The organism is Halovenus halobia, from assembly GCF_051414135.1.
Taxonomy (GTDB): domain Archaea; phylum Halobacteriota; class Halobacteria; order Halobacteriales; family Haloarculaceae; genus Halovenus; species Halovenus halobia.
Genome location: NZ_JBLKOA010000001.1, coordinates 478,847 through 500,863 on the forward strand (window position 1 = coordinate 478,847; position 22,017 = coordinate 500,863).

The 22,017-nt window shown below is 57.0% G+C and carries 24 protein-coding genes and 1 pseudogene; 8 read left to right on the forward strand and 17 right to left on the reverse strand.

Features of this window, described 5'->3' with window-relative positions; translation table 11 throughout:
* Positions 1–16: 16 nt before the first annotated feature.
* Positions 17–862, forward strand: a complete 846-nt coding sequence (locus ACMGFM_RS02670; protein WP_436900808.1) for a hypothetical protein — start codon at positions 17–19, stop codon at positions 860–862.
* Positions 863–876: 14 nt separating this feature from the next.
* On the opposite strand, the gene ACMGFM_RS02675 is transcribed toward ACMGFM_RS02670, so the two are convergent.
* The 4 genes from ACMGFM_RS02675 to ACMGFM_RS02690 all read right to left on the reverse strand — a co-directional run bounded on the left by ACMGFM_RS02675 (position 877) and on the right by ACMGFM_RS02690 (position 3,398).
* Positions 877–1,578: a helix-turn-helix domain-containing protein gene (locus ACMGFM_RS02675; protein WP_436900809.1), complete on the reverse strand. Its 702-nt coding sequence runs from the start codon at positions 1,576–1,578 to the stop codon at positions 877–879.
* 164 nt (positions 1,579–1,742) lie between these two features.
* Positions 1,743–2,039: a hypothetical protein gene (locus tag ACMGFM_RS02680; RefSeq protein WP_436900810.1), complete on the reverse strand. Its 297-nt coding sequence runs from the start codon at positions 2,037–2,039 to the stop codon at positions 1,743–1,745.
* A gap of 84 nt (positions 2,040–2,123) precedes the next feature.
* The gene (locus tag ACMGFM_RS02685; protein ID WP_436900811.1) at positions 2,124–2,786 is read right to left on the reverse strand and encodes a helix-turn-helix domain-containing protein; all 663 of its coding nucleotides are present in this window, start codon (positions 2,784–2,786) and stop codon (positions 2,124–2,126) included.
* 144 nt (positions 2,787–2,930) lie between these two features.
* Complete coding sequence (locus ACMGFM_RS02690; RefSeq protein ID WP_436900812.1) at positions 2,931–3,398, reverse strand: metal-dependent transcriptional regulator; 468 nt, start codon at positions 3,396–3,398, stop codon at positions 2,931–2,933.
* A gap of 238 nt (positions 3,399–3,636) precedes the next feature.
* Here ACMGFM_RS02690 and ACMGFM_RS02695 point away from each other — a divergent pair, with 238 nt between their 5' ends.
* Both ACMGFM_RS02695 and ACMGFM_RS02700 read left to right on the forward strand, forming a co-directional pair.
* A complete protein-coding gene (locus ACMGFM_RS02695; RefSeq protein WP_436900813.1) occupies positions 3,637–4,998 on the forward strand; it encodes an NAD-dependent succinate-semialdehyde dehydrogenase in 1,362 nt (453 codons plus the stop codon).
* Positions 4,998–6,578: an acetolactate synthase large subunit gene (locus tag ACMGFM_RS02700; RefSeq protein WP_436900814.1), complete on the forward strand. Its 1,581-nt coding sequence runs from the start codon at positions 4,998–5,000 to the stop codon at positions 6,576–6,578. Before ACMGFM_RS02695 ends, ACMGFM_RS02700 begins: the two co-directional genes overlap by 1 nt.
* A 91-nt stretch (positions 6,579–6,669) precedes the next feature.
* Here ACMGFM_RS02700 and ric read toward each other — a convergent pair whose 3' ends face one another.
* The gene (gene ric, locus ACMGFM_RS02705) at positions 6,670–7,383 is read right to left on the reverse strand and encodes an iron-sulfur cluster repair di-iron protein (RefSeq protein ID WP_436900815.1); all 714 of its coding nucleotides are present in this window, start codon (positions 7,381–7,383) and stop codon (positions 6,670–6,672) included.
* Positions 7,384–8,093: 710 nt separating this feature from the next.
* On the opposite strand from ric, the gene ACMGFM_RS02710 reads away from it, so the two are divergent.
* Complete coding sequence (locus ACMGFM_RS02710; RefSeq protein ID WP_436900816.1) at positions 8,094–8,711, forward strand: carboxymuconolactone decarboxylase family protein; 618 nt, start codon at positions 8,094–8,096, stop codon at positions 8,709–8,711.
* 68 nt (positions 8,712–8,779) lie between these two features.
* On the opposite strand, the pseudogene ACMGFM_RS02715 reads toward ACMGFM_RS02710, so the two are convergent.
* Positions 8,780–9,046, reverse strand: a pseudogene (locus tag ACMGFM_RS02715) (RNA-guided endonuclease TnpB family protein); the annotation flags it as partial.
* Positions 9,047–9,053: 7 nt separating this feature from the next.
* Between ACMGFM_RS02715 and ACMGFM_RS02720 the strand changes: the two are divergent.
* Entirely contained in the window at positions 9,054–9,176 is a 123-nt protein-coding gene (locus ACMGFM_RS02720; protein ID WP_436900817.1) for a thioredoxin domain-containing protein, read from the forward strand.
* On the opposite strand, the gene ACMGFM_RS02725 is transcribed toward ACMGFM_RS02720, so the two are convergent.
* The 3 genes from ACMGFM_RS02725 to ACMGFM_RS02735 all read right to left on the reverse strand — a co-directional run bounded on the left by ACMGFM_RS02725 (position 9,148) and on the right by ACMGFM_RS02735 (position 11,704).
* On the reverse strand, positions 9,148–9,423 hold the full coding sequence (locus ACMGFM_RS02725; RefSeq protein WP_436900818.1) for a DUF7521 family protein: 276 nt from the start codon (positions 9,421–9,423) through the stop codon (positions 9,148–9,150). The two genes, ACMGFM_RS02720 and ACMGFM_RS02725, sit on opposite strands and share 29 nt — an antisense overlap.
* Positions 9,420–9,797 carry a helix-turn-helix domain-containing protein gene (locus ACMGFM_RS02730; RefSeq protein ID WP_436900819.1) on the reverse strand — a complete coding sequence of 126 codons (378 nt, stop codon included), beginning with the start codon at positions 9,795–9,797 and terminating at the stop codon, positions 9,420–9,422. The genes ACMGFM_RS02725 and ACMGFM_RS02730 overlap by 4 nt, the downstream gene beginning before the upstream one ends.
* An 86-nt stretch (positions 9,798–9,883) precedes the next feature.
* Positions 9,884–11,704, reverse strand: a complete 1,821-nt coding sequence (locus ACMGFM_RS02735) for a multicopper oxidase family protein (protein ID WP_436900820.1) — start codon at positions 11,702–11,704, stop codon at positions 9,884–9,886.
* A gap of 188 nt (positions 11,705–11,892) precedes the next feature.
* On the opposite strand from ACMGFM_RS02735, the gene ACMGFM_RS02740 reads away from it, so the two are divergent.
* Positions 11,893–12,270: a cupin domain-containing protein gene (locus ACMGFM_RS02740; protein WP_436900822.1), complete on the forward strand. Its 378-nt coding sequence runs from the start codon at positions 11,893–11,895 to the stop codon at positions 12,268–12,270.
* Between the two features lie 207 nt (positions 12,271–12,477).
* Here the strand turns inward: ACMGFM_RS02740 and ACMGFM_RS02745 are convergent, their stop codons facing one another.
* On the reverse strand, positions 12,478–13,227 hold the full coding sequence (locus ACMGFM_RS02745) for a bacteriorhodopsin (protein WP_436901729.1): 750 nt from the start codon (positions 13,225–13,227) through the stop codon (positions 12,478–12,480).
* A gap of 709 nt (positions 13,228–13,936) precedes the next feature.
* On the opposite strand from ACMGFM_RS02745, the gene ACMGFM_RS02750 reads away from it, so the two are divergent.
* Positions 13,937–14,749: a DUF502 domain-containing protein gene (locus ACMGFM_RS02750; RefSeq protein ID WP_436900823.1), complete on the forward strand. Its 813-nt coding sequence runs from the start codon at positions 13,937–13,939 to the stop codon at positions 14,747–14,749.
* On the opposite strand, the gene ACMGFM_RS02755 is transcribed toward ACMGFM_RS02750, so the two are convergent.
* Together ACMGFM_RS02755 and ACMGFM_RS02760 are read right to left on the reverse strand one after the other, a co-directional pair.
* Entirely contained in the window at positions 14,750–14,911 is a 162-nt protein-coding gene (locus ACMGFM_RS02755; RefSeq protein WP_436900824.1) for a hypothetical protein, read from the reverse strand.
* Positions 14,912–14,988: 77 nt separating this feature from the next.
* Positions 14,989–15,708, reverse strand: a complete 720-nt coding sequence (locus tag ACMGFM_RS02760) for a helix-turn-helix domain-containing protein (RefSeq protein WP_436901730.1) — start codon at positions 15,706–15,708, stop codon at positions 14,989–14,991.
* Between the two features lie 130 nt (positions 15,709–15,838).
* Between ACMGFM_RS02760 and ACMGFM_RS02765 the strand changes: the two genes are divergently transcribed.
* Positions 15,839–16,699 carry an alpha/beta fold hydrolase gene (locus tag ACMGFM_RS02765; protein WP_436900825.1) on the forward strand — a complete coding sequence of 287 codons (861 nt, stop codon included), beginning with the start codon at positions 15,839–15,841 and terminating at the stop codon, positions 16,697–16,699.
* On the opposite strand, the gene ACMGFM_RS02770 is transcribed toward ACMGFM_RS02765, so the two are convergent.
* From ACMGFM_RS02770 to ACMGFM_RS02790, 5 genes are read right to left on the reverse strand one after another with little or no spacing between them, the layout of a single operon-like run.
* The gene (locus tag ACMGFM_RS02770; protein ID WP_436900826.1) at positions 16,696–18,057 is read right to left on the reverse strand and encodes a branched-chain amino acid ABC transporter permease; all 1,362 of its coding nucleotides are present in this window, start codon (positions 18,055–18,057) and stop codon (positions 16,696–16,698) included. The two genes, ACMGFM_RS02765 and ACMGFM_RS02770, sit on opposite strands and share 4 nt — an antisense overlap.
* Entirely contained in the window at positions 18,054–19,070 is a 1,017-nt protein-coding gene (locus tag ACMGFM_RS02775; RefSeq protein WP_436900827.1) for a branched-chain amino acid ABC transporter permease, read from the reverse strand. The genes ACMGFM_RS02770 and ACMGFM_RS02775 overlap by 4 nt, the downstream gene beginning before the upstream one ends.
* On the reverse strand, positions 19,067–19,765 hold the full coding sequence (locus tag ACMGFM_RS02780; RefSeq protein WP_436900828.1) for an ABC transporter ATP-binding protein: 699 nt from the start codon (positions 19,763–19,765) through the stop codon (positions 19,067–19,069). Before ACMGFM_RS02780 ends, ACMGFM_RS02775 begins: the two co-directional genes overlap by 4 nt.
* Complete coding sequence (locus ACMGFM_RS02785; protein ID WP_436900829.1) at positions 19,762–20,550, reverse strand: ABC transporter ATP-binding protein; 789 nt, start codon at positions 20,548–20,550, stop codon at positions 19,762–19,764. Before ACMGFM_RS02785 ends, ACMGFM_RS02780 begins: the two co-directional genes overlap by 4 nt.
* Before the next feature lies 1 nt (position 20,551).
* On the reverse strand, positions 20,552–21,898 hold the full coding sequence (locus ACMGFM_RS02790) for an ABC transporter substrate-binding protein (protein WP_436900830.1): 1,347 nt from the start codon (positions 21,896–21,898) through the stop codon (positions 20,552–20,554).
* Positions 21,899–22,017 lie beyond the last annotated feature (119 nt).

Here is a 22,017-nt window from a genome sequence, read left to right on the forward strand (position 1 = left end):
ACAGATTGCGTCACAGATGTCCGCGCCAGTGACTTGGCAGGAGGCACCCGCGACTGCGTTCGACTCGCCACTCGTCTGGAACGGGCCGTACGTCGAATGTAAACTCGAACACTCGGAACTCGAACCGACCTGTCTCGGTGACCAGTTTTTCCCAGATTCGGTACCGTACCGGTCGGGAGAGAACGACAGGGTGTTTTATTGGCGCAATCGGCTCCCGACTGTGGTGCCGCCACGCGAGGGATGGACGGGAGTCTGTGCGACGACACACGACCTCGCACCCCTCGTTCACGACTCACGCCACGAACCGACGCTGTTGCAGTCCTTCGATGACGAGTTTGAAATCGTCGTGGACGGAACAATTGTCGGTGACTCAAAGACGGCGCTGGTTTCGACGTATTCGCCTCCGCAAATCGATATTCAACACGTCACATCTGATGGTCTGGAACTCGAAATCGAGGGAGAGAAGAAACTGATCCCGGCCGGGAGCCGTCAGCGATTTTCACTTTCTGAGCAGACTGTCGAAACCGAACACGGGACAGCCGTTCCGACAACCCCTGAACTGGTGGTTCGGTTCCCGGGAGAGCGAGCAATTTACCATCCGGCTCCGAGCGATAACTACTGCCTGTTTCCGTCGTTTGGCCTCGATATCGACGACATTCCCAGACGTGTTCATGTGCCGACGAACATGGGGGAACTCGACCACGACGCTCTCGCCGCCGAGTTCGGCATCGATGTCACTGAGCGACCGTACCCAGAGCGAATCCTTTGGCAAGCCTTTGCGTTCACCGCTTTCGACCCGAACGCGAACAGTGAACCGACACTCACGCAGTTCGAATCGGGCGAATTTGCCGTTCGTGAGTGAGGCTTCGACGTGTGCTACTGATCGAAACTCTGCTCAGCTGGCTCAAGCAGTTCGCCCATTAGTTTCGACTGTGCGGTGCTGAGATGTTCGGTGAACGTCGAGGCGGTGATTCCCAACTCTTCGGCGACAGCTTCGGCATTCGAATCCCGTGGGTACTCGAAGTAGCCGTTCTCGTAAGCGACGGTGAGAACCTCGTACTGTCGCTCAGTCAGTCGCTGTCGAAGTTCTTGTGGGAGACCTGCTCGTTTGTTCTCCTGTTCGAGTAGTGCCGGTGTTTGTCGATGCTGATTGCTTTGGTCCGACGTGGGCCCGTCGTACTCAGATACTTCGGTCAAGCGCTTGATAGATGTGGTCCCGTGTCTTCGTTCGATCCCAGCAATAAGATCCCGGAGTCGTTCCCTGTTTTCGACTGTGAGCGTTAGGTGGAGATCACCGTCTTCCGCGTACACCTCGGTTACTGACTGCACCTCATCACTGAGCCATTCGTACTGTTCCTGGTGGTTATTTTCCGTTGGTTCTTCAGAACGGTGGCCGGGACTGAATTTATTCTCCTCTACAAGTTTCGCCAACCCGGAGTCGCCGGGCGGCGTTGACCCTGTCAGAATAAAATCGAGAAGGACCAGCGCCAGTGGTGTAACCGGGCCGACGGACTCTGGCAAAGTCGAAAGGGGACTTACGTTGGCTTCCAGCCGTAGTTCGGCACAAATCCGGGCCATATTAATCGGTCCCTGTCGGAAGTCGAAAGCGCGGTGTCGAATACCTTCGGGTGGGTTTCATATAAGGAGCGATGATGAGCTATCGGTCGATAATTGTGTCCAGTTGATGGTACAGTAGCGGCAAGATTATGGCCCTGTGCGTCACACACCCCGAGAAACAGGCTTCAAGACTCGTCGCTGTTGACAGCAGTCAGGACGAAGTACGGTCCATCCCAATCGTTGACCCAGTCAGGTGCCGCAGGATGGTCCTGCAATCGGTTGGCTTCGTAGGATTCGTCGGGATAGACATTCCTCTCGGAGTCAGTCGCGTCTTCGCGCGGGACCGGGAACGTCACTGGGTCGCGCTCTTCGGCGTCAGTCAACTGTCTTCGCCCCGATTCATGCGCCTTTCCTGGTGTCTCGACCCATTGCTGCGGGTGAAACTGAACGAGTATATCCTCTTCCACATCTGTTTCTGACATAATCTAATTTCGTGTCGAATTCGGATAGAGAGCCTGGCGAATACCTTCGGGGCCGTTTGATTATGACTGATTTGGTATCTGGCCTCAATCAGCAGTGATTGAGATGTCGGGCTGGTGTTCACAATCGCCGCCGAGGAACTGCTTGAGGACCTGTCCCTCCGCGCGGTGGAGGATTTCGCTGCAGGTCGACTTTGCGATACCGACTTCCTCGGCCAGTTCGACGAGTGTGATCCGACGAGGGGTGTCGTAGTAACCGCGTTCAATTGCCTCCCGCAGTAGGCCTTCCTGACGTTCTGTTAAAAGCGATTCTGACTCCGTTTCCTGTTGGATGCGTTCAACAGTGTATTTGATGCCAAAGTTATCCAGTGTCTCACCCAGCGTCGAGAGTTTCTTCTGAGAGAGCGTCGTTTCCAGTGTGAGTGTTCCGTTATCAACCTCGACGGGTAGATCGAGGGGAATCCCCGCAGTCTGAATCGCGTTCAACAGGACAGGAACTGTCGTTTCTACCTGGACCCGTCGCCGGTTCGCCTCCTGCTCGAACACTGAGAGTTCTGTGACGGTTTCGTACTGCTCTATCTGTTCACAGACCTGTCCGGCAACCGGACCGATGATTTCCAACCGGGCGACCCCTCGTTCATCGTCGGCCGTCGCTGCGAGAATCCGAAATCTCGTGGCTGGATAGTCTTGGGACAGTTCACTGATCCAGATATTCTCTGGGACCGTAACTTCGAGTTTAGCGTATGGCATGTATTGGTTGCCGCCTGTATCGGTGGCAGCTCCCATCTACATCTTTTAGGCAGACCTAAAAGTAGTTTGGTGTGAATATGTTCGGGAGTAATTTATATGTTTTATAAACTCCGGAGTGCGGTCGGCCACACTTCGATTCTCTCATCAGGCGTGACAGCAGTTGGCCCCTCCGGAAGATTCCGGACAGACATCGAGACAAGAGCCAGTAGTAAGTTCGCGTAATCGGTCGATAGCTTCGTCCGGGAGTTGGTAGCCGATCTCGAACGCGGATTGTTCGTCGAGTACCGTGTCGAGCACAGAATCAAAGAAGCTGGTGACCGCACAGAACTGACGAGTGAGATGAGTCGCAATTACTTTGCCCTCGTCGGTGAGGTACACCCCTTCGTATTTTTCGTGATCAACCAAACCCCGTTCTGCCAACTTCGTAACCATTTGAGTGACACTCGCGGGTGAAACGTCGAGATAGTCTTGAATTTCGCCAGTCGCCACACGGCCGGATTCATCTTTCGAGAGGGTTGAGATTGCGAACAGGTACTTCGCTGCTGTTCGGTTAACTGCCTGCGACGGCAAGTCTGGTTTAGGAGCGGACCCCCCAAGACTCTGTGAGGACATACGAAACGTTCCGGCACACAACGTGGAAATATCAGTCCCGAACCTGTTCGGGTCTCCGGATTGGAGCTTTCTTACACTGAGAGATATGGAGCACCGAAAGATGGTTACACAACTGGCGGAAGTAACTCACCGGCACACGCACGTTAGGTAGTCCACGACAGTTCTGCCCACATTTATATTCATTCGAGAATCAATTCGTCTGAATCTTCATCCCTCACTGTCACGTGGCATAACATACATGGATGTAGTCGACCCCTCTACCGGTGAGCGAGTCAGTACGTACGACGAACACACCGAAACCGAGGTGGATAACGCACTGGACCAGGCGATTACGGCGTTCGATGGGTGGCGCGACAGCCCGTTACGAGAACGTGAGCAACTGCTCGCGGCCGCCGGAGATGTACTCCGGGAGAATACCCGGGAGTACGCCGAGACGATGGTTCGAGAGATGGGAAAACCGGTCGGACAGGCCGTTTCAGAGGTCGAAAAGTGTGCCTGGGTCTGTGACCATTACGCCGAGCACGCGGGCGAATATCTCGCGGCGAACCACCACGCAAGTCCGCCGGGGTCAACAGTCAAAACGGTCCACGAGCCCCTCGGCCCGGTGTTGGCTGTGATGCCGTGGAACTTTCCATTCTGGCAGGTGTTTCGCTTCGCCGCGCCGTATCTCACCGCTGGAAATGTCGGGCTACTAAAACACGCCTCGAACGTCCCCGGTTGTGCGCTTGCCATCGAAGAAGTGTTCCGCGAAGCCGGCTACCCCGAGGGCGCCTTCCAATCGCTTCTGGTTCCCTCCGAGCAGGTAGACGATATCCTCGCGGATGACCGGGTCCGCGCAGCGACAATAACGGGAAGCGGCCCCGCGGGCCGGGCCGTCGCCTCGACTGCCGGTGAACACCTCAAAAAGACCGTCCTCGAACTCGGCGGGAGCGACCCGTTTGTCGTGCTGGACGATGCAGCTGTCGAAGAGGCCGCCGTAACGGGCGTGTGGGCGCGTAACCAGAATGGCGGCCAGTCCTGTATCGCGGCCAAGCGTTTTATTGTCCACACCGATGTCTACGAAGAATTCCTCGACCAGTTCGTTGCCGAGATCGAATCACTCACAGTCGGGGACCCAATGAACGAGGAGACCGATATGGGCCCACAAGCTCGAACGGGACTCATGGCGGAGTTGCACGAGCAGGTGGCTGAGAGCGCCGAAGCCGGCGCGACGATACTGACCGGCGGCGAACCCCTGGATCGGGAAGGTGCGTTCTATCCGCCAACCGTGCTAACCGATATCCCCGATGGGTGTCCGGTCGACAGGGAGGAAACGTTCGGCCCCGTCGCAACCGTCTACGAGGTCGAAAGTGAAACCGAAGCTGTACGCAAAGCAAACGATACCGAGTTTGGCCTCGGAGCGAGCATCTGGACCGAAGACCGTGACCGCGGCGAAACCGTCGCCCGTCGAATCGACGCCGGCTGTACGTACGTGAACCAGTTGGTCAAGTCTGACCCGCGGGTGCCGTTCGGCGGCGTCGGTGAATCTGGCTACGGCCGCGAGCTTGCCGGACCAGGGATTCGGGAGTTTGTCAACCGCAAAACTGTGTGGGTAGAGTGATGAAGGCCTCAAACCTACTGGTCGCTTGCCTCGAACGCGAAGGTGTCGAACACGTCTTCGGTGTCCCCGGAGAAGAGCTTGAGGACCTCCTGTTCTCGATTCGGGACTCGAAGGTGACGTTCGTACCCGTCCGGCACGAACAGGGTGCAGCGTTCATGGCGGACGTCCACGGCCGACTGACTGGTGAGGCCGGCGTCTGTCTCGGAACGCTCGGTCCGGGCGCGACGAATCTGTTGACTGGCGTCGCAGACGCACACCTAGACAAGAGCCCGCTGGTGGCAATCACAGGACAAGGTGGTCTTGAACGGCTCCATCAGGAGAGCCATCAGGCTATCGATGTGTTACGGACGTTTGAACCAGTGACGAAGTGGAATACGCAACTCGATAGCCCTGAAATTGTCCACGAATCTGTCCGGAAGGCGTTCAAGGTCGCTGAATACGAAAAACCGGGCGCGACTCACCTCGAACTTCCCGAAGATGTGGCTGCCGAGGAGACGGACGCGCAGCCGCTTCCGGTGCGTGACCGGGTGGCCGCGGCAGCTCCGAACCCCGACGCCCTCGCCCGTGTACAGGAGCGTCTACGGACGGCCCAGCGACCGATTATCCTCGCCGGCAACGGCGCCGTTCGGACTCATGCCGCCTCCCAGCTTCGAGAGTTCGTCGACGAGACCGGAATCCCGGTCGTCTCCACGTACATGGGAAAAGGCGCCGTCTCCGACAGCCGAGTACACTCGCTCATGACGCTGGATTCAGGTGAAAACGGTGAGGCTGCGACCGCCGTCGCTCGGGCGGATTTAGTCGTCACGGTCGGCTACGATATCGCCGAACACGACCCAGCGGACTGGAACGACGGGACCGCCCCGCTTGTTCACATCGACAGCGAACCGGCCGAGGTGTACGAAGCCTACGACCCAGATGTGGAAGTGGTCGCAGACATCGGCCGGGCGCTCAGTTCACTTACAGAATGGTACCGCTCAGCTGCCGTGACGTTTGATACGGAGTGGTACGCGGACCTTCAGGAACGTATCGTCACTGCTGTCGACCGTGATCCCCAGCCAGAAGCGCCGTTTACAGTAGAGGGCGTTCTGCCGGTGTTGCGCGAGGCGATGGCCTCTGAGGACGTTCTGATCTCCGACGTCGGTAACCACAAGATGGCGATCGCGCAGAATTTCCCGACGTACGAACCGAATACCTGCATAATCTCGAACGGTCTTGCTTCGATGGGAATCGCGGTTCCGGGAGGGCTCGCAGCCGATCTGGCGGTCGACGCGAATGTCGTGGCGGCAACCGGTGACGGTGGCTTCCTTATGAATGCCGCTGAGATCGAGACCGCAACTCGCTCTGGCTGTGGATACACAATTATCGTATTCAACGACAACGATTACGGACTCATATCGAAGAAACAACACGACCACACGGGCGAGACATTCGGAACTGGACTGACAAACCCGGACCTCATGACTTTCGCAGAGAGTTTCGGTATCGACGGATACCGACCCGACTCAAAAAATGCTCTGAAAGAAGCACTCCAATCTGCGGTCGGCGGTGATATGGCACTCGTCGAGGTCCCCATCGAATGACACCCACCTCTGACTCATCGAATGATAGACACACCAGACGCCGAGGTGTGTTGCTGTCGTATCTTCACCTTCGAGAATTACTGGACCAGTCTCAGCCTTGGGCTTTCAACAGCGTTTTGGCCTCCTCAAAGAGTACGTTGTTCTCCCGGTGGACGTGCATATGTGTGTCCTCTTCGAGGGCTTCGAGCCGCGAGAGCGTGGCCTCGTAGGTTGGACAAGCATCCGCCGGTACCTCGTAACCGTTAGTCAACTCGGCGATGCGGTCCAGATACTCAGCTGTCTCCTCGTGGTCGTCCTCGTAGTGTTTGAGTTCATCCTGTAATCGTGCTCGTTCCGACTCCGTCAGCGACTCGCCACGAGCCAGTTTCCGGATGATCGGGAACCCGTCTTCTTCTTCCTCCTCGATGTGGTCTCGCATCTCCTCAGCTAGGGCCGGAAACACCTCCTCGATCGTATGCAGTTCCGGGTGGTTCTCGCCGTGGACACGGCTGACTGTCTCGACGAGATCCCGGAGTTCGGGGAGTTCCTCACGGAGGTAGTCGTGATGGGTCTCGATGATTAGATCGGCGAGTTCGTCAAGCCCGTCCCAGTCACCCTCTACGTTTGCGCCACGTTGGGCTGCCGCTTCGAGTTCATCTCGGAGTTCCTCGACGGTGAAGTCTCGTTCCCGGCAGGCGTCTGCGAGGCTCTGGTCGCCGCCACAACAATAGTCAATGTTGAACGATTCGAGTACATTTGCGTACGCGGGCCGTTCGCGAACGAGGTTACCGAGTGCTCGGTTGAAGTCGATAGTCGTCTCTGACATGGCTGATTGGACTTGGTTACGGCTTTCACTGGCACCGGCGTAGCCCTGCGGGCGAATATCTTCGTCCCGTGGCCGGGGTTCTTCGTTTGAGCAGACACTTGACGAGTCCACGCCCGAACAGACATTCGACAGTCCGAACCAGGTTGAAATCCATGAAACCATCGTCAGATGAGGGTACTGACTCCGGTTCCTGAGATTCGTACTTGAACAGTCACAGTCGGCAGGTGAATTGCTTGGTAACGGTCTCGGTAGTGTCGTACCAGTCACCGACTCGGGGGTAGCAGAACGTTCGTTGCAGCGATCGGTTAGGAACAGTGCCGTTCGTCACGATTGCGCTCACGATCAATCATCTCGGTATTACGCACACCATCCCACAAAGGAAGGGTGTATTTCGAGCCGATATGTTGCTTCGAGATTGTGCGTAATTTGTTTGGCTAAATACCGCGTGTGCGCTTCTATCGCGGTCACTTCGTTCCGCAGAAAGTTGTTCCGGCAGAGATGTTAACCAGATGGCAAACGCTCGGTACATCAACAATCGAATTTGCACTCCAAGAAGGAACACGAGGTATCGATGAACGGTCTGTCTGAAAATATGCCCTGAACTGTCTCAGGGCTGGGGAGTTCGAGCATTCGGGGAAATCTCACTTTCAGAGACAAGAATATATTGCCGACAACGTATATTAGGATTGCTGTTGTTATTGTTAGCAGTTATGACTGACCAGATGTTTCCACCTGCGACCCGCGAGACGTATCAGGAACGGACCTCACTCGCACCGGAGATAAATACTGCGTTCCGTGAATTCAGTGGAGAAGTGTTCGAAGAAGGATCGCTATCGGAAAAGACGAAGCAGTTGATGGCAGTCGCCGTCGGGCACGTGACTCAGTGCCCGTACTGTATTCGCGGCCACGTGGGGATCGTCCAGGAGGCAGGGGCTACTCGTGAAGAAGTGATGGAGGCGATCTGGGTCGCAGCAGCAGTCCGCGCTGACAGCACTCGTGTCAATAGCAGCCATGCCTTTGAGGGGGTATCGGAGGAAAAACGTGGCACAATGACACCGGATACATTGGATTCTTTCCGGACGTTCACCGACCGTGTCTTCGATGATGGCGCACTGTCGGAACAGACGAAGCGATTGCTGGCAGTCAGCGTCGCTCACGCGCTCCAGTGCGAGTCCTGTCTCGTTGATCAGGCGGACCACGCTCGAGACGCAGGTGCTACTGACGAGGAACTCATGGAGGCGATGTGGGTCGCCGTCGAAATGCAAGCCGGCGGGGCGTACGCCCACGCGGCCATCGCAATCGACGAAATGGAAGATCCCGACGACTGATCTCCGAATTCTCTACTGTCCACTCAACTCACGATTCGGTGGACCGATTCACCCGTTTCGAGAAGCAGCGGATCAACCGCGACGAAGTGCGTTCCCTCGCGCTTGCAGTTGTATTCGAGCATCCGCAGGAACGTCCCCTAAGCCGCTTCCGCCTGGTTACGAGAGTTGCCCGGCAGTTCGACTAGTCCCTTCGCGTCCAAGTTCTCCACGGCCACAAAGTCGTATTCTCGCGGGTAGTAGTTCGAGAGTTTGTGAAGGAAGTCTCGTCGCTTGAGCTTAGCGTGTCGTTCGGCGACGACCTGCCGTTGTTCCTCCCAATTCGCAGAGCCGTGTTCCAACGAGATGGTCGCACTGCAGGAACATCTCGACAAAATTGAAGACCACGGTGCAGCGCTTCTCGGCATCAGTGCCGATTCCTCGTTCGTCCAAGAGGCCTTCACTGAATATACAGCGAGTAGAGAATAACGGTAAGACCAACTGCAAGGAATGTACTATTAACGAATACGCCAGTTTCTATCGATACTGAAAACAATTGGTTGGCGGCGCCGGAGAGTGCGGCACCAAGCGTAATAATCCCGAATCCAATGCTTAGTTCCCGAAGTGACCTTTCGCCGGTCCGGCGGTACGCTCTCATCGCGATGTAGGTGATTCCGCCGCCGAGCAGGAGAGTGATTGATTTGACGATGACAATCGCGGTCGTAATCTCACTCATAATTCGTCTCCCATTATCGACCAAATATCCGCGAGTCGTTCGTCAGTTGCCCGAGATGGTCGTTTGATTCCGACCGAAAACTCACCGGCTTCGTTCAGAGAGATATTCACATCCCCGAACGAACACTCGTATCGCGTGACTCGTCCTCCATTGAGACTGATTGTCTCACGTTTTTTCAAGAGTGAGGCTGCAGTAAGCACGTCGAGCTTTCGATACAACGTCGATTTTGAGATCTCGCAGGCGTCGATGAGTTCGTTTGCAGTCATAGGTTCGATTGTCTGTTGAAGGATAGCTCGGCAATCAGGGTCACTGAGTGCATCGAGAACGTCCTGTACCGACGGCTGCTCGTCCTCGGGGGTACGAGCATCTTTCATTGTCAGTGTGTACGTTTAGTAAGAAAGTGTATCGGATATAATGCGCGACTGTCGAACGGTACGCGATGCGCACTGTCTGGATGCAGCTACGTTGACTCGTCTGCTGAATCCGGTTTGACATCTAACGGGCGCATCATGTCGTGATCCTCGTGTTCGATCATGTGACAGTGCCACATATACTCACCAGTTTGGTCGTTGAATAGCCCCTCGTACTCACCGAAGTGGACGAGGATGTGGACCACTTCTCCTGGGTCGACGGAGACCACGTCACTCCAGCCTTGTTCGGACTCCTTTGGCGGTTTGAGAGATCCAGGCCTAATCTCGTCAGCAGGATCATAGCCGGCTGACTGCCGACCTAACACTTGGAAGTGGACGAGGTGGAGATGCATCGGGTGAGACATACCGGTTAAATTGGAAATGCTCCAGAGTTCGGTGTCACCGACTGTCGGTGTCTCGGTTGCCGGGTCGGTGAGCTTGTGTCCGGATTGACCATCTTCCGAACCGAGTTGGAATAGCGGTCGTCCGTAATCATCGCCCAGCTGCAATAACGGGAGATATCGCTCGTTGTCAACGTCATCCAGCGACAGTTTGGGAATTTGCGTTAGCGATGTGGGGACCTGAGAATCGGTCTGTTCCTCAGTTGACTCCGCTACGTCAATCAGCATAACTTCTGGAAGCGGTTCGACGTTATCTGCTTCTGCCCTGCTTTGGCCCCGGTACATCGCCGGCGCGTCGTTGTGGACCAGCAGTGTCTCACCCGCATACTCGCTGAAGTCGACGAGCACGTCTGCTCGCTGCGCAGAACCGAGTTCGAGCCGTCCATCCAGTTCGACCGGTGAAGAAAAGAGCCCACCGTCGGTTCCAATCTGGACGAATTCTGGGCCGTCTGCGCCTGTCTCACCAGACTGTTCGTCGTATCTCAACAATTTCAACCGGTAATATCGACTGTTTGCCCCGTTGAGCAGTCGGAACCGATACTGCCGTGGTTCGACAGAGAGCCGCGGCCACGCCTTCCCGTTGACCGTTGACACGTCACCGTAGAACTGCGGGACGATACTCGGGTCGGGACCGTCTTCGCTGTCGACAGGCCCATCCGGATAGTACATTTCACCGTCTTCAGTGAACTTCCGGTCCTGCAGAACTAGCGGAATTTCGTACTCACCGTTCGGCAAGTCAAGACTGCGCTCGTGGTCGTTACGCAGCAGATAGAACCCTGAAAGACCGGCATAGACGTTCAGCCGCGTAATTCCAAGTGCGTGGTCGTGGTACCACAGCGTCGCTGGTGGTTGGTCGTTCGCGTAATAGTAGTCTTTCTTCTCGAAATTTGGTCCCGTCTCGGCGAAATCCTGTGTGAACCAACCGCGAGCTTTCCCGTCACTAGCGTCTTCGACGTTCCCACCGTGGAGATGAGTCACCGTTCGAACGCCATCAAGGTCGTAGGGGATGATATCGTCGTGAATCGTTGTGTCGACTGGGAGAAGATGGTCGCTGGGAAGGTCGTTTTTCCATCTGACGTAGATTGGTTCACCCTGCTCAGCTTCGATAGTAGGGCCGGGGACCAGTCCTTCGTATCCCCACACGGTGGTTTCAGCCAGGTCACGGTGTAACTTCTGCTGTGTCTCCTGCATCTCGATTTCGTAGTATGGCTGTCCGTTTTTCGTGCCCGTTGGCTCGACTGTTGCGGGACGCGGAACTTCGTCAACCCACCGCTTGAGTTCTGGTGACCGATGTCCGGTCGGCAGTGACTCATCAGGCGAACTGCCATTGTTATTCCCAGTCTCAGGGTCACCCGTACTGTCAGCCTGGTCCGCACAGCCCGCCAGTGCCAGAGTCCCGGTTGCTCCGGCTGAGAGAAGAAGTTTCCGCCGTGAGAGGCTATCTGCTGGGGAGGGATATTGGTCGGTCATACAGGTATGATCGTAAGAACAGCCGTCATATGAGGGGGCTGCGTCGTCCCACCGTCTGGGAATTACGTACACATGTTCGGAGACAGCATTATACCAGCAACCAGTACTATGCAAATTCCTCACCCCCGAGGCTGTGACAAAGGTATTCGGGGTAACCCCAAGGTGAGGGAAGCCCTCAGTAATGGACGATGCCAGCAACAGATATCACCGCCGAACGCTCGTACACCGATAACCAATTCAATACACGTGAGGTATTCCAATCAGAAAACTCGAAGACGGTCTGTGGATATTTCGAGCCTGGTCAGTTCATTCCGGTCCACGCTCCGGATAGCGATGTGACCATTGTCGTGCAGTCCGGAACTGGTATCGTCCGGGACGGCGACGAGATTCACAATGTCTCTCCGGGTTCAGTAGTAACAGTACCCGCAGAACACGACCGCGGCATCCGTGCTGATAATGCCGAGCGCTTAGCGGCTGTACTTGTGACTGCCCCGCCACCGACAGACGCAGAACACGAACCAGTGCGCCGTGGTTTGCAGGCTGACGAGTTCGAGCCCGGTGTCTGAACCACGGGTACTTGACTCCGTGTCAACTGAGGGAGAGCAATTCACACTTGATTGTGGAGAATGCTGATATTGCTGTTTAGTTCCCTGTTTATCGACCAGCAGACCCACGAGCAACTGAGTGGCTCCCCTCAGGTACGCTCGTAGATTCATCTGGGTGGGGATCACACGCAAAAAAAAAGAAATCGTCGTCAGCGGAACGCGTTGTCGTCAGTCGTCGGCAGTCGCGGCGTCGCCCGTCGCGGCAGGTTCGGATTCGAGGATACTGTGGCTGCGCAGCAGGATGATACCGAATCCGATCTTCGCAGTCAGGTCGAGTGCTGCGAACCCAGCAGTCTCGATAGTCAGGCTGAGGATACCGAGTCCTTCGCTCCCGATGAGCCACCAGACTGGGTATGCCGACCAGAGGACGACGACCAGGATCCGAAGGAGATTGAACGTGCTTTTTGCGTCACTGTTGAGCTGGGAGACCTTGTCTGAAAGGCCTCCGAACAGGAAGTACAACAGCACCACCATGAAGCCGGTACTGATGCCCCACCAGACGACACGGTGAGCGTCAATCCCATCGATGCCAGTCGCGAGCGGGTCGAGTGGGATAATTGCCAGCGTCGCGATGATACCCGTGACGATCATCATCACGTCGAGGCCGACGAGAGCCGCGATGTCTTCTGAATCGGCACCTGCTAGTAGTGCCAGGTCATACAGAAGCAGCGGCGTCGTCAGGATCCAGTCTGTGTACCGGGCCCAATAAACGACCTTCTCCTCGCCACCGAAGAACGGTGCTAAGTCGATGACACCGAACCCTGTGGCCATCGCCAGGTAATTCACGAACGCGATGGCGGCGATCATGATCGTGACGATGTAGAACTTCTTCATCCTACGATCCGTGACACCCCAACCTGTAGCGATGAAGTACAACATGCCGAGGAACATCCCGGCAGTACCTATCCACAGGAAGATTGCTTCGTCTCCTGGAGTGTGGCCTAGACCGAACCCTCCAGTTGACAGTACGATTCTCTGTAGTGCTGTGACTACTGACCCTACCATTGCATATGCATCTTAGGAGTAATATGTAATAATAGTTTGGTTGGTGTCAACATCTCAAAGATGGAACATCTGTTTCTCTGACGGAATTGCAGCTAACGGAGACCCCCTGAGCAGTTAGTATTGGGCAACTTGGGTATATTGGTAGTATTCAAAGAGTTCTGGTACTTTAGCAGTAGTTTCGTCTATTTGGTAGTTTGGAGTTGTAGCTACTACAGCTCCGCTCTGGACACAGTCCGTGTCACTGCTGTGGGTCGCACCGTCCCAACGTACCCGTTCACCGCTTTGCTACCTCCATGGGTGGGCCATGAAGCTCACATCTACTACTTTGACTGGGTATATTAAAAGCGAAACTCCTGATTTTGCAGGTATCGTTCGGACGTAATGGCGGGTTTTCATCGGAGGACTCACCGAATAGCGGCCAGTATATCGCAAACGCGTGGTCAACCTCACCAAATCGGGTCTCGATACCTTACTGCGTCCGACATCGTAGTATGCTGTGGCTGGACTCGGTCTCTGTCCGAGAATAGTACCTGACATGTATGAACGCCTCGTCAGACAGTCACTGTGGCCGTACAATTGCGGGTACCGCAATCCTTTCGAGCCCCCGTTTCGTTGTGCCGATATGGTACTTTTGACAACTGGCGGACCGAGCGCACGTGGCGAGCGGCTCCGACGCCGATTGCGTGATGGGCTTATCCGCGGGGTTATACTCACTGTCCCGTTGGCGCTGACGCTCATTATCCTCGGGTTTATCGCGAATTTCATCTTCAGCAGACTCAATCCGTTCGTGAGCGTTGCTGAACAGCTGTTCGGAATACCAAACATTCCGACGTGGGTGGTCGAGATCGTTGTGCTGATCTCTCTAATTTTGCTTATCCTGTTTATCGGCCTCATTTCGATAGAGTGGAAGAGTTTCGACCGGGTCGAGAACGCCTTTGATGACCTAATGACGAGTATCCCCGGTGTTGGTCCAATCTATTCGAGTTTCAACGAGATGAGCGAACTCCTGCTGGACAGTCAGAGCCAGAGCTTCAAGGACGTGAAATTCGTTGAATACCCAACCGATGAATCCTATGCACTTGCGTTCGTGACGGCCGACACGCCCGAGTACATCGAAGACGCTGCCGGCCACGAAGATATGGTCACGTTGTTCATGCCGATGGCACCGAACCCGGTTATGGGCGGGTTCGTCATCAGCGTCAACCGCGACCGCGTCGTTGACGTAGACATGTCCGTCCAACAGGGGATTCAGGCCATCGTCACCAGCGGTGTCGGTCTCGGAACCAAATCGAAGGTTCCAGAGGAAGGCAACTCGCTGTCAGACTTCCAGGTCCAGCAGGACCCACATCCCCCGGTAGTCAACGCCGCCGAGCAAATCAACAAAGGAACCGACCCGAAGGACCCCGAAGATTCACACGACCAAGACCAAGTGTAGCTACTGCTCAGGCGTGACCTTCTCGTTGCATCGCGGACAGTAAAACGAGCCGTCCTCTTCCTGTGCCGCTGTCTGGTCGATTGAATCGTCGTACTGTCCTGCTGGCCGGCCGCGTTCGTCCGTACTGCCGTGAAGATAGCCACACTGTGGACAGGTGAGCATACGTCGTTGTTAGACGCCACTCACTTGACTGCAGTGGGCTGTATTTATCCCCACAACCACCAGACATTGAGCCTCGGTCAGGGTCGTTTGTTTGACTCGTCAAGATGTTCGAGCGCCCCCGCGACACTCCTGGCGATCTTTCGCTGTCCGCGCCGGAGATTTTTCGACACACCCGGTTTGGAAATGTCGAACTCGGCAGCGAGGTCACTCAGGGTCATCTCCCGCGGCGACTGGAAGTATCCCGACTCGAAGGCAGTCGTGATCGTCTTGCGTTCGGTCGCTGTCAGTTGCTGACTCCCCCGGAGCAACTCGATTGCGGCGTCACGCTTTTCGATCAGTTCTTGCATATCTGCGAGTGCGGTCTGTTTCCGGGAAATGATTGAAAACTCGTTGTTGCGCTCGAGGTCAGCCAACGTGTCGTTGGCCGAATTTGTCGAGTCGAAGCCGACGTGCCACGTCTCGGACCCCCCCTCGATATGGAACGGCCCAGTCACGTAGCCGTCGTTCGCCCGAATCGTCTGCATCGCGTCGGTCTCATCGATCGTTGTTCGAATATGTGCTGTCTCACCCATTCGCTTGCGCAGGGTGCAACTGTACATGTTCCGGTGGTCCTGCAGGGCCTGTAATGCGTTATCGAGGGCTTTGCGGCTCTGTCCCTCGACGACCATCCGCGTTTCGAGTTCCCGGTCCCCACCGTCGAAATTCCACTGGAACGACGAAAACGACACGTCGTGGTCTGCTGTCGTGTCGATGAATGGGCAATCCTGCTGCTCCATCTCCATCGAGATATCTATCACTGTAGTTCCCCCCGAGAAAACCATTGTTAGTACTCGTGATAAATCCTAGCATTGCCTTCCGGTTCTTGATGAAACGTCAGGGCAGCGGCCCGGGAGGTGGATTTTAGTGCATCCCCTGACAGTGGCTCGTATGCCGACTGTCCAGCACGACGGGCTCAGGTTGTACTACGAGTATGACGACGCCGAGTCTACACCACCGATTGTCTTCATCCAGGGGCTTGGCGTCGGTCGGTGGTCCTGGCACTGGCAACGTGACGCTTTCAGCGACACGTATGGCGTCCTCCTGCCGGATAACCGCGGCACGGGACACTCTGAGGCGGGACTCCCGCCCCTGGTTCCACGATTGCCACGGGCGCTTCGGCTCCTGTTGTTCACAAAACTCGCGGGGTATTCGACCGAGGGACTTGCCGCCGACATCGAAGCAATACTCGCGAATGCTGGCGTCGAGCGTGCGCATATCGTCGGTGCAAGCCTTGGTGGAATGATTGCCCAGCAATATGCTCTCGATTACGACCGAGCCGTCTCGCTGTCGCTGTTTTGTACGACCCACGGCGGCGAAGAGGCAGTGCCTATCCCTGACGATACGCTCGAACAGATGTTCGATGTTCCCGAGGGCGCAGACCAGCGCGAGACGATCCGTCACCGGATGGGACCAGCGATTAGCGACGAATTCGAGTCGAACAATCCCGATGTGATGGACCAGATTATCGACTGGCGACTCGAACAGGACGCTGGCGAGGTGGCCCGTGAGTCACAGGGTGCGGCCGGAGTGAACTTCGACGCCAGCGACCGCGTTGGGGACATCGACGTACCGACGCTCATCTTGCACGGCACCGACGACAGGGTACTTCCCGTCAAGAATGGCGACCTGCTGGCTGAGAACATTTCTCACTCTCAGTACGAGCGAATCGAGAGTGGCTCTCACCTGTTCATGGTCGAAGACAGCGAGGAAGTAAACGGTTACCTGCGGGAGTTTTTGGCCGACGCTTAGTCCGAGTCGCTCTCCGGGTCAGCGTCGGTGTCAGTTGGATTCGGATCGACACCAGCCTCCGACTCGCTCTCTGTTCGGAATTTCTCGATTCGGGTCGTTGCCCACCTACCCACGCTGTCGGCACCGAGGCGGGCCCGGAGCGTCCCGAGCATCCCAATCGGGACGAACAACACGAACACGACGAAGATAATCCCGGTGTAGAACTCTCCGTGACCGGTCATGAAGGCGTTCATTCCTTCGTCGACGGTGACGCCGCTGACTGAGGCGTTCAGCACTGACCCCGGCAAAATCTCCTGCAACCACGGCTGGAGACCGCCGCCGCTGGCTCTGCGGGCGAGGAACTCCTCGACGCCTTCGAGGAAGATGTAGCCAAATAGCGGGCCAGCCAGCGTCCCGAGTCCGCCGATAATTGTCGCAACCAGCGCGAAGCCAGTCACGAGGAAAAACAGTGTCGTGTCGGGTGAGGCAGTCCCATTGATCACGATGAGTAACGCGCCGCCGATTGCGCCGAAGAAGGCGCTAATCATGAACGCGCCGATCTTGTAGTAGAAGACGTTGTATCCGATTGCCTTCGCTCGCTGCTCGTTTTCTCTGATGGCAATCATCACTCGGCCGAACGGCGAGTGGATGATCCGCTGCATCAGGAAATAGCAGATGAGGACGATGACGCCCATCGCGAGGTAAGTGACGATGACCGGGTCGCCGAAGTCGATACCGAGGAACGTCGTCTCGCCGAATGCTGGGTGGACCGTAGCATTCAGCGGGTCGATAAACGGAATCCCAACCACCGGCTCGAACAGCTCTACGTCCGGGGGAGAGCCGGCCGCGGTGCCCGTCGCGGGGTCGGAGTCGTCCACCGTCAGGTAATCCCAGTGCTGGGAGATGACGTACATTATCTCGGCGATGCCGAGGGTAATCATCGCGAAGTAGACACCGCTCAGCCGGAAGGCAAGCAGTCCGACGACCAGCGCGAACAGCGCGGCAGCGAGCCCACCCATCAGCATGAGTATCATAAACGGCAATTCTGCTGGGAGTAACGGTATCTGGCCGTTGTATCCGAGCACGACGAAGTACGCGCCGATGCCGAAGAAGGCGGCGTGCCCGAAGGAGAGATACCCCGTGTAGCCGCTGATGAAGTCGAACGACATCGCGAACAGCCCGAGTGCGAGTATGGTCAACATTGTCCGCGGTTCAGGCAGGACCATCTCCGCGGTCAGCGCGAACAGGTCGACGAGGATGTCGTACACAAACGGGTAAGCGACGAACAACAGCACCACGGCGATGTGCACCGTATGGTCCTGCAGGTACTGTGCGGGCCAACTGTTCGCCATATCGACATCTGTGGTTTCGGTACTCATCCGTGATCACCCATCCCTTCGACACCGAACAGTCCACGTGGCCGCAGGATGAGCGTGACCACGAGGATGGTGAATATCATCAGCTCGTCGATACCCGTAAACTGGATGACTCCGGTGGTGAACGCCCACGTTCCCAAGGCGTCAATCATTCCCACCACCAGCGAGGCGACGATGGTCCCTTTGAACGACCCGAGGCCACCGACGATGACGATGACGAACGCAGGCAACAACACGTCCAGTGCCAGCGGGACACTCACGCCCCACAGCGGGTCCCACATCAGGATGACGCCGGCAGCGCCGGCGATACCCGAGCCGATGGCGAAGACGACGGTAAACGTTCGCTGGACGTTGATTCCGAGAGCCTTCGCCATCTCTTCGTCCTCGACGCCAGCCCGGACGAACAGTCCGTATCGAGTCTTGTTCAGGAACGCCCAGATACCGACAGCGGTGAGCGCGCCCAGCAGAATCTCGAACAACTGAAGATTCGTGAACTGGATAAAGAACAGCTCGGCGTCACCCAGTTCCGACGGCAGTGTCTGGCGGCGTGGACTCGCCCAGTCGAAGTTCCACTGGCCGTTGTTGATATTCCGGAACTCGACGATCATCCGCATGAACTGCTCCAGGGTAATCGCAATCCCGAACGTGAGCAGAATCTGGTATATCGGTGGGTACTCGTAGAGTCGCCGGACGAGTGTTACCTCGAGTATCGTTCCGAGGCCGGCCAGCAGGCCGAAGACGAGTGCCAGCACGACGATGAAGACGAACATCACCGTCCCAAAGCCCATCCCGGCGGTCACGAGGGCAAGCATTAGTCCGGCGGCGATGTACGCGCCGTACATCGTGAACGCGCCGTGGGCGAAGTTGATGACGTCCATCAGCCCAAAGATGAGCGTCAGCCCGCTCGCAATCATCAGGTAGAGGCTGGCTTTTGCCAGTCCCTCGACGATGACGCTGCTGAAGTCGCCGGGCGATGTGAGCAGGTCGATTGCACCGAGTGCGAGGTGGTCTATCATGCTGAGAGATACCTCCTGAGTCGCTCGTCTTCTGTGGACACGTTGTCCGTCTCGCCTTCGTCGATAATCTGGCCGTGGTCCATCACGTAAAACCGGTCGGCGAGGTCCAGCGCCAGGCCGAGTTTCTGCTCGACGAGGAGTATTGGAATCTCCTCTGCGGCGTCCATCAGCGCTCGACCCACGTCGGTCACGATCTGTGGAGCAAGCCCCTCACTCGGTTCGTCGACCAGCAACAGGTCGTTGTTTCCGACGAGTCCGCGCGCGATAGCGAGCATCTGTTGCTGGCCGCCCGAGAGGTCACCCGCGCGCTGGTCGGCACGGTCGCGCAGAATCGGGAACGTCTCGTAGGCCGTCTCCAGTGCCGCTGGCACGCCGTCGCCGTCAGGTACCGCCGCCCGAATGTTCTCTTCGACGCTCAGCCGTGCGAACATTCGGCGTTCTTCTGGAATCCAGCCGATGCCAGCCTCGGCAACCTCGTAGGTATCGCGACCCACGAGTTCCTGCCCGTCGAAGGTAACCGAGCCCTCGACCGGCGGCGTCAGCTGGAGAATCGACCGCATTGTGGTCGTCTTGCCGACACCGTTGCGGCCAAGCAACGCGACGACTTCGCCGGCGTCGACCTCCAGCGAGACCCCTTCGAGGATGTGACTCTCGCCGTAGTAGGTGTGAATGTCATCAACTTCGAGCAGCGTCATACCACACCTCCGTCGGTCGTCGCTTGCTCAAGATCGCCGGCCTCGTAGCCGCCGAGGTACGCCTCCTGGACATCAGGGTCGCCACGGACGTTCTCGGGACTATCGTCGGCGATAACTGCGCCCTGATTGAGCACGACGACACGTTCGGAGACGTCCATCACGATGTCCATGTTGTGTTCGACAAGCAGAACAGCGTGGTCGGAGGCAACGTCTCTGATCAGTGCCTTGATCTCGTCGACGTTCTCTGTCGAAACGCCGGCGTTCGGCTCGTCGAGCAGGAGTACGTCTGGGTCGCCTGCGAGTGCGAGCGCAACCTCGAGCTGTCGTTTTTCGCCGTGACTGAGATTTTCGGCAGTGAGCTGTGACTGCCCGCCAAGCCCAACTCGTTCGAGGATTTGCTGTGCCTCCTCGTAGTGGCCCTCGAAGGCGTTGACGTTGCGCCAGAACTTCAACGAGTTGCTCCCGTGGGCCTGGGCAGCCACGCGGACGTTTTCCAGCACCGTACTCGTCGGGAAGATGTTCGTAATCTGGAACGAGCGATGAATCCCGAGCTGTGCAGTCTCCTGTGGCTTTGCCTCGGTGATGTCGACCCACTCGCCGTCCTGCTGGAACTCGACCGTCCCCTCTGAGGGCGTCAACTGGCCTGTCAGGAGGTTGAAAAACGTCGTTTTCCCGGCACCATTCGGGCCGATCAGCGACGTCAGCTCCTCGCCGAGCTCGAAATCGACGTGGTCGGTGGCGGTAATCCCGCCGAATCGTTTCGTGAGACCGGTCGTGCGGAGCATGTTACGACAGGTCGCAGCTCATCTCGCTGGCCGGGATTGTTACGTTCTCGGGCGCGACAGTCTCGATTGGCTCACTCGGCTGAATGGCTGCCGGCCAGTTGTCTTGGTCGTCTGGCGTCACTTCCACGTTCGCGACGGTCATCGGCGACCGAGCCTGGTTGTTGTACTCTTGGAAGGTGTAGGCGTTCTCGCCTTTGGGCGTGTCGGTGACGGTCATTCCACGGAGGCCAGAGGTAATCGCGTCACGCGAGCCTTCGCCTTCCTTCTCGACAGCCTGAATCACTGCCGACGCGGCGGTGAACGCCCCGCTCGTGAACAGGTCCGGAACGACTCCGTACGCGCTGGTGTGGCGGTCGATGAAGGCGTCGTTGATGTCGTTGTCGTACTGGTTCCAGTGATAGCGAGTTGTGAACGGGCCGAAATCGGCGTCCGCGAGACCTTCGTTCGTGAAGTTGTCGCCGAGGACATCACTGAGCGTACTGCCGACAATGGACAGCGTCACCCGGGACGCGAAGCCGCCGAACAGTTGGAGGTCGTAGTTCCCGGACAGGAACTCTGACGCGAAGAACGGAAGCGTCTGTGCGGTGAATCCGCCGACCATTCCCTGTGCGCCGTTGCTTTCGGCCTGTTCGAGTAGTCCCTGCCACTCCTGCTGGCCGCTGGAGACTGCCCGCTCGAGTACGATGTCGACACCACGGTTTTCCAGCACTGTGCGGTAGTTGTCGACGACGGATTGGCCGAAGGTATCGTCAGCCCCGAACAGCGCCATCTTGTCGACGTCGGTGGACTCGGCGATGTAGACACCGCCGCTTCGTGCGTCCATTGCGGTGTTCTCGTTGGCCCGGAAGACCTGCTCACTGCAGGTTTCTGCGTTCGCCGTCAGTCCCGCTGAGGCGGCTGGTCCCATGATGAACGGCACGTCCGACCGCGACACGACCTGGTTGATGACCCGCAGCGCGCCCCCCGAATTACCGACGCCGAACAGCACGTCGACGTCCTGCTGGGTCACCAGATCCTCGGCGAGTGACTGTGACTCCTGTGGGTTGAACTGCGTGTCCCGAACGAGCAACTCGACATCAACGTCGCCGACGGTGTACTCGTATTCGCCTGCGTCGACCGAGTCCTCTCCAAGTGGGTCGCTGTCTGCCTTGTGTGCGAGTCCACTGTAAAATCCGGCAGTCCCCTGTTTGCCGTACTGCGGGAGTGGTCCCGAGAAGTCCTGCAGGACGCCGATACTCAATTCTGCCGATGAGCTCTCCTCTTCGCCGACTGCACAGCCGGCAAGTGCGAGTGCACCAGTTGTCCCCATCGTTCCCAGTACCTTTCGTCGGGTAAGGTTGGTTCCCATGACTACATCATACTACTGTACCAACCCATGAAAACAGAGATGTTAATATGTTAAACTCATTGGCTACACAACAGCAGTTGGCGTATTACCGTCACTGCGGTGAGGAACTCTGGTCACCG